This is a genomic window from Enterobacter sp. RHBSTW-01064, assembly GCF_014103035.1.
In the GTDB taxonomy this organism is placed as follows: domain Bacteria; phylum Pseudomonadota; class Gammaproteobacteria; order Enterobacterales; family Enterobacteriaceae; genus Enterobacter; species Enterobacter mori.
This window is the reverse complement of the sequence record NZ_JABXOU010000003.1, coordinates 211,297-223,755: the sequence shown is the minus strand read 5'-3', so window position 1 is coordinate 223,755 and position 12,459 is coordinate 211,297. Positions and strand designations below refer to the sequence as shown.

Annotated in this window: 10 protein-coding genes; 8 read left to right on the top strand and 2 right to left on the bottom strand. The window is 54.5% G+C overall.

Annotation, left to right across the window (positions count from 1 at the left end):
• The first annotated feature begins 18 nt into the window (after positions 1-18).
• Positions 19-2,043 carry a DNA helicase Rep gene (gene rep / locus HV355_RS11250; protein ID WP_182401923.1) on the top strand — a complete coding sequence of 675 codons (2,025 nt, stop codon included), beginning with the start codon at positions 19-21 and terminating at the stop codon, positions 2,041-2,043.
• A 51-nt stretch (positions 2,044-2,094) separates the two neighbouring features.
• Here the strand turns inward: rep and gppA are convergent, their stop codons facing one another.
• Both gppA and rhlB read right to left on the bottom strand, forming a co-directional pair.
• The gene (gene gppA / locus HV355_RS11245) at positions 2,095-3,579 is read right to left on the bottom strand and encodes a guanosine-5'-triphosphate,3'-diphosphate diphosphatase (RefSeq protein ID WP_108417311.1); all 1,485 of its coding nucleotides are present in this window, start codon (positions 3,577-3,579) and stop codon (positions 2,095-2,097) included.
• Positions 3,580-3,585: 6 nt separating this feature from the next.
• The gene (gene rhlB, locus HV355_RS11240; RefSeq protein ID WP_010426359.1) at positions 3,586-4,854 is read right to left on the bottom strand and encodes an ATP-dependent RNA helicase RhlB; all 1,269 of its coding nucleotides are present in this window, start codon (positions 4,852-4,854) and stop codon (positions 3,586-3,588) included.
• 144 nt (positions 4,855-4,998) lie between these two features.
• Here rhlB and trxA point away from each other — a divergent pair, with 144 nt between their 5' ends.
• The 7 genes from trxA to rffC all read left to right on the top strand — a co-directional run bounded on the left by trxA (position 4,999) and on the right by rffC (position 12,457).
• Entirely contained in the window at positions 4,999-5,328 is a 330-nt protein-coding gene (gene trxA, locus HV355_RS11235; protein ID WP_004386384.1) for a thioredoxin TrxA, read from the top strand.
• A 341-nt stretch (positions 5,329-5,669) separates the two neighbouring features.
• Entirely contained in the window at positions 5,670-6,929 is a 1,260-nt protein-coding gene (gene rho, locus HV355_RS11230) for a transcription termination factor Rho (protein ID WP_001054528.1), read from the top strand.
• Positions 6,930-7,173: 244 nt separating this feature from the next.
• Positions 7,174-8,277 (top strand): UDP-N-acetylglucosamine--undecaprenyl-phosphate N-acetylglucosaminephosphotransferase, encoded by a 1,104-nt coding sequence (gene wecA / locus HV355_RS11225; protein WP_089598263.1) that lies wholly within the window; start codon positions 7,174-7,176, stop codon positions 8,275-8,277.
• A gap of 13 nt (positions 8,278-8,290) precedes the next feature.
• Entirely contained in the window at positions 8,291-9,337 is a 1,047-nt protein-coding gene (wzzE, locus tag HV355_RS11220; RefSeq protein WP_042717725.1) for an ECA polysaccharide chain length modulation protein, read from the top strand.
• Between the two features lie 56 nt (positions 9,338-9,393).
• Entirely contained in the window at positions 9,394-10,524 is a 1,131-nt protein-coding gene (wecB, locus tag HV355_RS11215) for a UDP-N-acetylglucosamine 2-epimerase (non-hydrolyzing) (RefSeq protein ID WP_010426343.1), read from the top strand.
• The gene (wecC, locus tag HV355_RS11210; RefSeq protein ID WP_042717724.1) at positions 10,521-11,783 is read left to right on the top strand and encodes a UDP-N-acetyl-D-mannosamine dehydrogenase; all 1,263 of its coding nucleotides are present in this window, start codon (positions 10,521-10,523) and stop codon (positions 11,781-11,783) included. The genes wecB and wecC overlap by 4 nt, the downstream gene beginning before the upstream one ends.
• On the top strand, positions 11,780-12,457 hold the full coding sequence (rffC, locus tag HV355_RS11205; protein ID WP_108417313.1) for a dTDP-4-amino-4,6-dideoxy-D-galactose acyltransferase: 678 nt from the start codon (positions 11,780-11,782) through the stop codon (positions 12,455-12,457). The genes wecC and rffC overlap by 4 nt, the downstream gene beginning before the upstream one ends.
• Positions 12,458-12,459 lie beyond the last annotated feature (2 nt).

The window sequence follows — 12,459 nt, the reverse complement described above, 5'->3', positions numbered from 1 at the left end:
TTCATTGAGTGATCTTTTATGCGTTTAAACCCCGGACAACAACAAGCCGTCGAATTCGTCACCGGACCCTGCCTGGTGCTGGCGGGTGCGGGATCGGGCAAAACGCGAGTCATCACCAATAAAATTGCCCACCTGATCCATGGATGCGGGTATCAGGCGCGGCACATCGCTGCCGTAACGTTTACCAACAAAGCGGCGCGCGAGATGAAAGAGCGTGTGGGGCAGACGCTGGGTCGTAAAGAGGCGCGCGGCCTGATGATATCCACCTTCCACACGCTGGGGCTGGATATTATTAAACGCGAATACGCGGCGCTGGGGATGAAGTCAAACTTCTCGCTTTTCGATGATACTGACCAGGTGGCGCTGCTTAAAGAGCTGACGGAAGGGCTGATTGAAGATGACAAAGTCCTGCTGCAACAGCTGATCTCGACGATCTCCAACTGGAAAAACGATCTGATGACGCCAGCCCAGGCGGCAGCCAGCGCGAAAGGGGAACGGGATCGTATCTTCGCTCACTGCTATGGTCTGTACGACGCGCACATGAAAGCGTGTAACGTGCTGGATTTCGACGACCTGATCCTGCTGCCGACGTTGCTGTTGCAGCGTAATGAAGAGGTGCGCGAGCGCTGGCAGAACAAGATCCGCTACCTGCTGGTGGATGAATATCAGGACACCAACACCAGCCAGTACGAGCTGGTGAAATTGCTGGTAGGGCAACGCGCGCGTTTCACCGTGGTAGGCGACGACGACCAGTCGATCTACTCCTGGCGCGGCGCGCGTCCGCAAAACCTGGTGCTGCTGAGCAAAGATTTCCCGGCGTTACAGGTGATTAAGCTGGAGCAGAACTACCGTTCGTCCGGTCGCATCCTGAAAGCGGCGAATATCCTGATCGCCAATAACCCACACGTGTTTGAGAAGCGTCTGTTCTCCGAGCTGGGCTACGGTACAGAGCTGAAAGTGCTCAGCGCCAACAATGAAGAACACGAAGCTGAACGCGTCACCGGTGAGCTGATTGCCCATCACTTCGTGAATAAAACAGAGTACAAGGATTACGCGATCCTCTATCGCGGTAATCACCAGTCGCGCGTCTTTGAAAAGATGCTGATGCAGAACCGTATTCCTTACAAAATTTCGGGTGGAACCTCATTCTTCTCGCGCCCGGAAATCAAAGATCTGCTGGCCTATCTGCGCGTGCTGACTAACCCGGATGATGACAGTGCCTTCCTGCGCATTGTGAATACGCCGAAACGCGAGATCGGCCCGGCAACGCTGCAAAAGCTTGGCGAGTGGGCGATGACCCGCAATAAAAGCCTGTTTACCGCCAGCTTTGATATGGGGCTAAGCCAGACGCTGACGGGACGCGGATATGACAACTTAACCCGCTTCACCCACTGGCTTGGTGAAGTACAGCGGCTGGCAGAGCGTGAGCCTGTGGCTGCCGTGCGCGATCTGATCCACGGTATCGACTACGAATCCTGGCTGTACGAAACCTCTGCCAGCCCGAAAGCGGCCGAGATGCGGATGAAAAACGTCAACCAACTCTTTAGCTGGATGACTGAAATGCTGGAAGGCTCGGACATTGACGAGCCGATGACGCTGACCCAGGTCGTCACCCGCTTTACGCTGCGCGATATGATGGAGCGCGGTGAGAGTGAGGAAGAGGCCGACCAGGTACAGTTGATGACCCTGCATGCGTCCAAAGGACTGGAATTCCCGTATGTCTATCTGGTCGGTATGGAAGAGGGCTTACTGCCGCACCAGAGCAGCATTGATGAAGATAACGTCGATGAAGAGCGTCGACTGGCCTACGTGGGGATCACCCGCGCGCAGAAAGAGCTGATTTTTACCCTGTGTAAAGAGCGCAGACAGTACGGTGAACTGGTGCGCCCTGAGCCGAGCCGTTTCCTGCTGGAGCTACCTCAGGACGATCTCATCTGGGAGCAGGAACGCAAAGTCATTACCGCGGAAGAGCGCATGCACAAGGGACAGGCTAACGTGGCGAATATTCGCGCCATGCTGGCAAAAGCCAAAGAGAAGGGATAATGATGAGTAGGCCGGGTAAGGCGAAGCCGCCACCCGGCATTGTTCAGCGACTTACTTTATCTCAAGCGCCCAGTGCACGTAGCTCTGCCACTGGCACTCTTGCTCGATCAGCTCTGCCCCAAGTGGATGATTATCCAGCCAATTTTCCGGTAGCGTCAGCGTGAGCTTTTCATCGTCTGCCGCCAGCGTAATTGCCGGGAGGAGATCGTCGCGGCGACGGCTGGCAAACAAAATCGCCAGACGAAGCAAACGGCACAGATGCTCGGCCACGCGCGGCGGCACCGCGTTTTGCTGGTGGAGTGAAGAGAGGTCCACGGCATTGGTCTGGTTTAGCAGCAGGGTAGCGAGCAATTTTTTCTGCGCAGGGGTATAGCCCGGCAAATCAAGATTACGCACCAGCCAGGCGGCATGCAGCGGCGCTTGCTTGTACTCAACGCTCAGGCCAATTTCATGCAGCGCACATGCACTTAGCAGCAAATCGCGACTTAATGGTTCAATATCCCAACGCTGTTTGACCTGGTCCGCAAAGAGCGATGCCAGCTGTCCCACCCGTTGTGCCTGCTCGGTATCCACAATGAAGCGGCGCTGGACGTTACGCAACGTACGGCTGCGGATGTCCAGATCAACCGACAGATGCAGCATCCCATAGACCAGACCTTCGCGCAGCGCGCCGCCTGCAAGGGTCATGCACTGGATGTTCAGTTCGGTGAAAATGGCGATCAGAATGGCCAGACCGCTTGGAAAAACCAATGCACGCTCAAGCGTCAGGCCTTCAATTTCCAGCTCTTCCAGCCGACCACACTGAATAGCGCGTTGCTTCAGTTGCTGGAGTTTGGCAAGCGTGATCCGCTCGTCCATCCCCTGCGCCATCATGATTTCCTGCAACGCCTGTACGGTTCCGGACGCGCCAACACACACTTTCCAGCCGTGGTAGCGCAATTCGTCCATGACCGGACGCAGCACCTCGCGCGCGGCGTTTTCCGCCTCGTCGAAGTTCTCTTGCGCGAGATTGCGGTCGGTAAAGTAGCGCTCAAGCCAGGTCACGCAGCCCATCGACAGGCTGAACAGCGACGTCGCCTGGGCGCCCGTGCCGGTGACCAGTTCGGTGCTCGCTCCGCCAATATCCACCACCAGACGGCGATCGTCACCCCCGGTGGTGTGCGCCACGCCCTGATAGATCAGACGCGCTTCTTCTTCACCGCTGATGACCTGCACCGGGCAACCGAGAATTTCCTGCGCTTTGGCAATAAAATCCACGGCATTAACCGCCAGGCGAAGCGTCGCGGTAGCGACAACGCGGATTTGGGTATGGGGTATGTCCTGCAGGCGCTCAGCAAAGAGGCGCAGACACTGCCAGCCACGTTCCATGGCTTCGGGGGAGAGGTGATTGTCGCTGCTCAGGCCCGCCGCCAGGCGGACCTTGCGCTTAATGCGCGTCAGCGTCTGAATGCTTCCCGCCACCTCGCGCACAACCAGCATATGAAAACTATTCGAACCGAGATCAATTGCCGCATATAGCGAGGTGGAACTGAGCATAATTTCTTAACCTGAACGACGACGATTACGCGGTGCGCCACCAGAACGACGCGGACCATTGCCGGAACGTGGGCGAGTAAGACGCTTCGGCGGCGGCAGTTCGCTTAACAGCGCTTCCGGGTTGTATTTGCTCTGCGGAATAGAGTGACCGATGTAGGTCTCAATGGCTGGAAGATTCAGCGCATACTCTTCACACGCAAGGCTAATAGAGTGACCGCTCGCGCCCGCACGACCGGTACGACCGATACGGTGTACATAGTCTTCGCAGTCATCTGGCAGATCATAGTTAAAAACGTGCGTCACGGCTGGGATGTGCAGACCACGAGCGGCAACGTCGGTTGCGACCAGAATATCGAGATCGCCACGGGTAAATTCTTCAAGAATACGCAGGCGTTTTTTCTGTGCAACGTCGCCGGTCAGCAGACCAACACGGTGACCGTCTGCAGCCAGATGGCCCCAGATATCTTCACAGCGGTGTTTGGTGTTCGCAAAGATGATGGCGCGATCGGGCCATTCTTCTTCGATCAGTGTTTGCAGCAGACGCATTTTCTCTTCATTCGAAGGATAGAAGAGCTCTTCTTTAATGCGGTGACCTGTTTTCTGCTCTGGCTCCACTTCCACATACTCGGCGTTGTTCATTTGTTCGAACGCCAGTTCGCGAACGCGGTAAGAAAGGGTTGCAGAGAACAGCATGTTCAGACGCTGATTCGCAGCAGGCATGCGGCGGAACAGCCAGCGGATGTCTTTAATGAAGCCCAGATCGTACATACGGTCGGCTTCATCCAGCACGACAACCTGGATGGCACCGAGGTTGATATGGTTCTGTTTGGCGTAGTCGATAAGACGGCCAGTGGTACCGATCAGGATATCCACACCGCTTTCCAGCACTTTCAGCTGCTTATCGTAGCCGTCGCCGCCATAGGCCAAGCCAAGCTTCAGGCCAGTAGCCTGCGCCAGGGGTTCAGCGTCTGCGTGGATCTGTACCGCCAGTTCTCGCGTCGGGGCCATAATAAGCGCGCGCGGCTGGTTAACTTTGCGGTCTGCAATCGCTGGATGAGACAGTAAATAATGAAACGTTGACGTTAAGAACGCCATCGTTTTGCCAGTACCGGTTTGCGCCTGCCCTGCAACATCGCGACCGGCCAGCGTAAGCGGCAGGGCGAGAGCCTGAATGGGCGTGCAGTTATGAAACCCTTTATTTTCAAGGGCTTCGATCACTTTTGGGTGCAGGGCGAAGTCGGAAAACTTCTGTTCTGTTAAATGTGTTTTGCTCATAGTGTGGTAGAATATCAGCTTACTATTGCTTTACGAAAGCGTATCCGGTGAAATAAAGTCAACCTTTAGTTGGTTAATGCGACATCAACACGTCGTTGGTGGAGACAAAACCAACGTACCAGGCTTATTCCTGTGGAGTTATATATGAGCGATAAAATTATTCACCTGACTGACGACAGTTTTGACACGGACGTGCTTAAGGCTGACGGGCTAACCCTCGTCGATTTCTGGGCTGAATGGTGTGGTCCTTGCAAAATGATCGCCCCGATTCTGGATGAAATCGCTGACGAATATCAGGGCAAACTGACCGTTGCCAAGCTGAACATCGACCAGAACCCGGGCACCGCGCCAAAATACGGTATCCGTGGCATCCCGACCCTGCTGCTGTTCAAAAACGGTGAAGTGGCAGCGACCAAAGTGGGCGCACTGTCCAAAGGTCAACTGAAAGAGTTCCTCGACGCTAATCTGGCGTAAGGTTTCTCGGCTGAGCGTCCTGAGCGCCTAAATTGTGTGGATCTCTGGACGCCCGGCTTTAGTCGTGCTAAGTTAGCTATGACTTCGTTTTAAACATATCTTGTTGTTTGAATCTTGTTTTACCCGATACTTCCCGTTGTTAACATGAACAGTGCGTGAAGTTGCTAGATTCCGGGCTTGTCACTCAATCCGTCTTGTCGTTTCAGTTCTGCGTTCTTTCCCTGTGACCAGACAGCGAACAGACATGAGTTGATGGCCGCTAAACAGGCATGGATGACCCTGCCATACCATTCACAACATTAAGTTCGAGAATCACCCCGAGTTTAAGAACCCACACCATTATGAATCTTACCGAATTAAAGAATACGCCGGTTTCTGAGCTGATCACTCTCGGCGAAAATATGGGGCTGGAAAACCAGGCTCGTATGCGCAAGCAGGACATCATTTTCGCCATCCTGAAGCAGCACGCTAAGAGTGGCGAAGATATCTTTGGCGACGGTGTGCTGGAGATATTGCAAGACGGATTTGGTTTCCTCCGCTCTGCAGACAGCTCCTACCTCGCCGGCCCTGACGACATCTACGTATCCCCTAGCCAAATCCGCCGTTTCAACCTCCGCACTGGTGACACCATTTCAGGTAAGATTCGTCCTCCAAAAGAGGGTGAACGCTACTTTGCGTTGTTGAAAGTTAACGAAGTTAACTACGACAAACCGGAAAACTCGCGCAATAAGATCCTCTTTGAGAACTTAACGCCGCTGCACGCGAACTCTCGCCTGCGCATGGAGCGTGGTAACGGTTCTACCGAAGACTTAACTGCTCGCGTTCTGGATCTGGCATCACCTATTGGTCGTGGTCAGCGTGGCCTGATTGTGGCACCGCCAAAAGCGGGTAAAACCATGCTGCTGCAGAACATCGCGCAGAGCATTGCCTACAACCACCCAGACTGCGTGCTGATGGTACTGCTGATTGACGAACGTCCGGAAGAAGTGACCGAGATGCAGCGTCTGGTTAAAGGTGAAGTGGTTGCTTCTACCTTCGACGAGCCAGCATCTCGCCACGTTCAGGTTGCAGAAATGGTTATCGAGAAGGCGAAACGCCTGGTTGAGCACAAGAAAGACGTGATCATCCTGCTCGACTCCATCACCCGTCTGGCGCGTGCGTACAACACCGTGGTGCCAGCTTCCGGTAAAGTATTGACCGGTGGTGTGGATGCCAACGCCCTGCATCGTCCGAAGCGCTTCTTCGGTGCGGCACGTAACGTGGAAGAGGGCGGCAGCCTGACCATCATTGCGACCGCGCTGATTGATACCGGCTCCAAAATGGACGAAGTTATCTACGAAGAGTTTAAAGGTACAGGCAACATGGAACTGCACCTCTCTCGTAAGATCGCTGAAAAACGCGTCTTCCCGGCTATCGACTACAACCGTTCCGGTACCCGTAAGGAAGAGCTGCTCACCACTCAGGAAGAGCTGCAGAAAATGTGGATCCTGCGCAAAATCATCCATCCAATGGGTGAAATCGACGCAATGGAGTTCCTCATCAACAAACTGGCGATGACCAAAACCAACGACGATTTCTTCGACATGATGAAACGCTCGTAACGCAAATTATCCCAGTGAACGCCACGTTTTTACGTGGCGTTTTTCATTTATGGACTATACGCTATTACCACAGACTCCCATTTTCGACCTGTCGGTGCGACAATAAGCAGGTTTAAACAGTCAAAGAAATAATTGATTGAAAAACATACAAAGGGAGTTGTGAGAGGCCACCTTTTATTCCTTCAGAGGCAGGGTGCTTCATGGTTATACTTCCGGGACTAACTTTTGTTGAGAGCAATCCATTGTGAATCTACTCACTGCAGTAACTGAGCTGATCAGTATTTTTTTATTCACAACCTGTTTTTTGTTTATTGCGCGCAAGGTAGCAAAAAGAATCGGGTTAGTGGACAAGCCGAATTTCCGTAAGCGCCATCAGGGGCTTATCCCGCTGGTGGGGGGGATTTCGGTTTACGCAGGTATCTGTTTCACGTTTGCGATCGCGGATTACTATATTCCGCATGCCGCGCTCTACCTGGCATGTGCGGGTGTCCTCGTGTTAGTCGGGGCGCTTGATGACCGATTTGATATCAGTGTGAAGTTTCGCGCGACCGTACAGGCGGCCATTGGCGTCATCATGATGGTGGTCGGCGGCCTGTACCTGAGAAGTCTGGGTTATGTTTTTGGCCCGTGGGAGCTGGTGCTGGGGCCGTTTGGTTTCTTCCTGACGCTGTTTGCCGTCTGGGCGGCAATTAACGCTTTCAACATGGTCGATGGTATTGACGGCCTGCTCGGCGGGTTGTCCTCCGTCTCGTTTGCCGCGATCGGTATTATTTTGTGGTTTGATGGTCAGTACAGCCTGTCAATGTGGTGTTTCGCCATGATTGCCGCCATCCTGCCCTATATCTTCCTCAACCTCGGTGTATTGGGGCGTCGCTATAAAGTCTTCATGGGTGATGCGGGAAGTACCTTGATTGGCTTTACCGTTATCTGGGTCCTGCTGGAAACCACACAAGGTAAAACGCATCCGATTAGCCCGGTAACGGCGCTGTGGATTATTGCTATTCCGCTGATGGATATGGTGGCGATTATGTATCGCCGTCTGCGTAAAGGGATGAGTCCATTCTCCCCTGACCGTCAGCATATCCACCATCTGATCATGCGCGCCGGGTTCACGTCCCGTCAGGCTTTTGTCCTGATCACCCTCGCAGCGGCTATCCTCGCCGGTATTGGTGTGGCCGCGGAATATGCTCATTTCATCCCTGAATGGGTAATGTTGGTATTATTCTTGCTAGCATTCTTTATGTACGGTTACTGCATCAAACGCGCATGGAAAGTCGCACGATTCATTAAACGTTTAAAACGCAGGATGCGTCGGAACAGTGGCAAAAACACAACATTAACTAAGTAAAACCGGGACTATGATGACTCAACCGTTGGCGGGAGCGAAATCAGTGGTAACTGAGAATGAGCTGGATATTCGTGGTTTGTTTCGCGTGTTATGGCGGGGCAAATTCTGGATAGCGGGGATCGCGTTGGGGTTCGCTCTGTTAGCGCTGGCCTACACATTCTTTGCAAAACAAGAGTGGAGCGCGACGGCGATTACCGACAGACCAACGGTTAACATGCTCGGCGGCTTCTATTCCCAGCAGCAATTCCTGCGTAACCTGGATATTAAAGCGAATCTCGCCACGCCGGATCAGGTATCCGTAATGGATGAGGCCTACAAAGAGTTCGTGATGCAGCTCGCCTCGTGGGATACGCGTCGCGATTTCTGGTCGCAGACCGATTACTTCAAACAGCGTCGGGTTGATAACACAAAAGTCGATGCCGCGCTGTTGGATGATCTCATCAACAATATCCAGTTTATGCCGGGCGATGCGCTGCGCAATGTCAGCGACAGCGTGAAGCTGATTGCCGAAACGGCGCCGGATGCGAATAACCTGCTACGTCAGTATGTGGCCTTTGCCAGCCAGCGTGCCGCCAGCCATCTCAATGATGAGCTGAAAGGTGCCTGGGCTGCGCGAACGATTCAGATGAAGGCGCAGGTGAAACGTCAGGAAGAGGTGGCGAAAGCCATTTTTGCCCGCCGTGTCCACAATATTGAGCAGGCGCTTAAAATTGCGGAGCAGCACAATATCTCTCGCAGCGAAACGGATGTTCCGGCGGATGAACTGCCTGATTCCGAAATGTTCCTCCTTGGTCGTCCAATGCTCCAGGCGCGACTGGAAAATCTCCAGGCCGTTGGCCCTGATTTTGACCTCGATTACGACCAAAACCGCGCCATGCTTAACACCCTGAACGTCGGTCCAACGATGGACCCTCGTTTTCAGACGTATCGTTATTTGAGAACGCCTGAAGAACCTGTAAAACGCGATAGTCCGCGACGCGCATTCCTGATGATCATGTGGGGGATTGTGGGCGCACTGACTGGCGCTGGCGTAGCATTAATGCGTCGTCGCACAAATTAAGAACGCCGTCTACGATGAAGGCTACGGCCTTCATCGCCTAATCGAAGAGAATCGATGTGAAAGTACTAACCGTATTTGGCACCAGGCCGGAGGCCATCAAGATGGCGCCTCTGGTTCATGCGCTGGCCAGAGATCCTGATATTGAAGCAAAAGTATGCGTGACTGCCCAGCACCGGGAGATGCTCGATCAGGTCTTAACTCTCTTTTCTATCGTCCCGGATTACGATCTCAATATTATGAAACCGGGGCAGGGGTTGACGGAGATCACCTGCCGTATTCTGCAAGAATTGAAGCCTATTCTGGAATCCTTCAAACCTGATGTGGTGCTGGTTCATGGTGACACCACGACCACCGTGGCGACCAGTCTGGCCGCATTCTATCAGCGTATTCCCGTTGGTCATGTTGAAGCGGGCCTGCGCACGGGCAACCTTTACTCGCCCTGGCCGGAAGAGGCCAACCGCACGCTTACCGGACATCTGGCGATGTACCACTTTGCGCCAACTGAAAACTCGCGTCAGAACCTGCTGCGGGAAAATATTGCCGACAATAAGATCTTTGTCACCGGGAATACGGTTATCGATGCGCTGATCTGGGTACGTGACCGCGTGCTGGCAAACACCGATCTGCAGGCAGAACTCGCTGCGCGCTATCCTTTCCTGCATAACGGCAAGAAAACGATCCTGGTGACGGGCCACCGTCGCGAAAGTTTCGGTCGCGGCTTTGAGCAAATCTGCCACGCGCTGGCTGAGATTGCCGCGCAGAATGAAGATGTGCAGATTGTCTATCCGGTACACCTCAATCCTAACGTCAGCGAGCCGGTGAACCGTATTCTGGGTCATGTGGATAATGTCCTTCTGATCGAACCGCAGGACTACATGCCATTCGTCTGGCTGATGAATCACGCCTGGCTGATCCTCACCGATTCCGGCGGGATTCAGGAAGAAGCGCCGTCTCTCGGCAAACCGGTGCTGGTCATGCGTGAAACCACCGAGCGCCCGGAAGCGGTAAAAGCGGGCACGGTACGTCTGGTGGGCACGGATATGCGCCGCATCGTCGACGAGGTGACGCGCCTGCTGCACGATGAAGAAGAGTATCAGGCGATGAGCCGCGCCCATAACCCGTATGGTGATGGGCAGTCTTGTGGTCGTATTTTGCATGCACTTAAACACAATCGGGTAACGCTATGAGTTTTACTACCATCTCTGTCGTGGGTCTTGGCTACATTGGACTGCCTACTGCGGCGGCCTTTGCCTCTCGTCAAAAGCAGGTTGTAGGCGTCGACATCAATGCTCGCGCAGTGGACACCATTAACCGTGGCGAAATTCATATTGTGGAGCCCGATCTTGACCTCGTGGTGAAAAAGGCCGTCGACGGGGGATTCCTGCGCGCCAGCACCACGCCGGTCGACGCCGATGCCTTTCTGATTGCGGTTCCGACGCCATTTAAAGGCGATCATGAGCCCGACATGGTTTACGTTGAGGCGGCAGCAAAATCTATCGCGCCTGTGTTGAAAAAAGGGGCGCTGGTGATCCTCGAGTCCACGTCGCCGGTGGGCGCTACCGAGCAGATGGCCCAGTGGCTGGCAGAAGCCCGTCCAGATTTAACCTTCCCACAGCAGGCGGGTGAGCAGGCCGATATTAATATCGCCTACTGTCCGGAGCGTGTGCTGCCGGGTCAGGTCATGGTCGAGCTGATTAAAAACGACCGCGTGATTGGCGGCATGACGCCGGTATGTTCCGCGCGCGCCAGCGAGTTGTATAAGATTTTCCTTGAAGGCGAATGCGTGGTGACCAACTCCCGCACCGCCGAGATGTGTAAACTGACCGAAAACAGCTTCCGCGACGTTAACATCGCTTTTGCGAATGAACTGTCACTGATTTGTGCCGATCAGGGGATTAACGTCTGGGAGCTGATTAGCCTTGCGAATCGCCATCCACGCGTCAACATTCTCCAGCCGGGTCCGGGCGTGGGTGGTCACTGCATCGCCGTCGATCCCTGGTTTATCGTGGCGCAAAACCCCGATCAGGCGCGCCTGATCCGCACCGCGCGTGAAGTCAACGACAGCAAACCTCACTGGGTACTCAATCAGGTAAAAGCGACGGTGGCGGATTGTCTGGCTGAAAGCGGCAAGCGCGCCAGCGAGCTGAAAATTGCCTGCTTTGGCCTGGCCTTTAAACCGAACATTGACGATCTGCGCGAAAGCCCGGCGATGGAAATTGCTGAGATGATCGCAGGCTGGCACAGCGGTGAGACGCTTGTGGTTGAGCCGAATATCCATGAGCTGCCAGCGAAGCTGGCGGGCCATTGTACGCTGACCGCGCTAAACGATGCGTTGGCGACGGCGGATGTGCTGGTGCTGCTGGTGGATCACAACGCGTTCAAAGCGATCCCCGGTAAGACCGTGTCCCAGAAGTACGTGGTTGATACCAAAGGCGTGTGGCGTTGAGTCAACTCAACGGCGTGCTGGAATCCCTTGAGTGGGAAAGCACTTTTTTTGCCCGGCCTTCGGCGATTGTGCGTCTGCGTGACGATGCGCCTGCTTTGCAGGCGTCCGACTTCGCGGCCTGGCCGCGCGTGCAGGCGAAGATCCCGGCGGGCCGTGCCGATCTGCTGGATGCGCTGCAGCAACATGGTTTTCAGCTGGTCGAAGGCGAGGTTGATCTCTCCATAACGGTTTCCCACCACCCGTCGGCAGGCGCAGAAATTGCAGCAGAGCAGGACATTCCCGCGCTGCGCCAGATGGCGGCGCAGGCCTTTGCCCAAAGCCGCTTTCGTGCTCCATGGTATAAGCCTGAAGACAGCAGCCGTTTTTATGCTCAGTGGATTGAAAATGCGGTAAAAGGCACGTTCGACCACGTGTGTCTGGTTTTCCGCGCGGTGGATGGACAGATTCAGGGCTTTGTTTCCCTGCGTAAGGTGAATGAGCAGGACGCGCGTATCGGCTTACTCGCCGGACGCGGCATGGGGAAGAAACTCATGCAGGCCGCGCTGCACTGGGCTGAGCAGGAACAGTTATCGACGCTGCGGGTGGCGACCCAGATGGGCAACACCGCCGCGCTTAAACGTTATATTGCGAGTGGGGCCAACGTCGACGCCACCGCTTACTGGTTATACAGGTGACA

Coding starts and splice junctions, on each gene's coding strand:
- wzzE (WP_042717725.1), top strand. CDS start 8,291: ATGACTCAACCGTTGGCGGGAGCGAAATCAGTGGTAACTGAGAATGAG.
- trxA (WP_004386384.1), top strand. CDS start 4,999: ATGAGCGATAAAATTATTCACCTGACTGACGACAGTTTTGACACGGAC.
- rep (WP_182401923.1), top strand. CDS start 19: ATGCGTTTAAACCCCGGACAACAACAAGCCGTCGAATTCGTCACCGGA.
- rhlB (WP_010426359.1), bottom strand. CDS start 4,854: ATGAGCAAAACACATTTAACAGAACAGAAGTTTTCCGACTTCGCCCTG.
- wecC (WP_042717724.1), top strand. CDS start 10,521: ATGAGTTTTACTACCATCTCTGTCGTGGGTCTTGGCTACATTGGACTG.
- gppA (WP_108417311.1), bottom strand. CDS start 3,579: ATGCTCAGTTCCACCTCGCTATATGCGGCAATTGATCTCGGTTCGAAT.
- rho (WP_001054528.1), top strand. CDS start 5,670: ATGAATCTTACCGAATTAAAGAATACGCCGGTTTCTGAGCTGATCACT.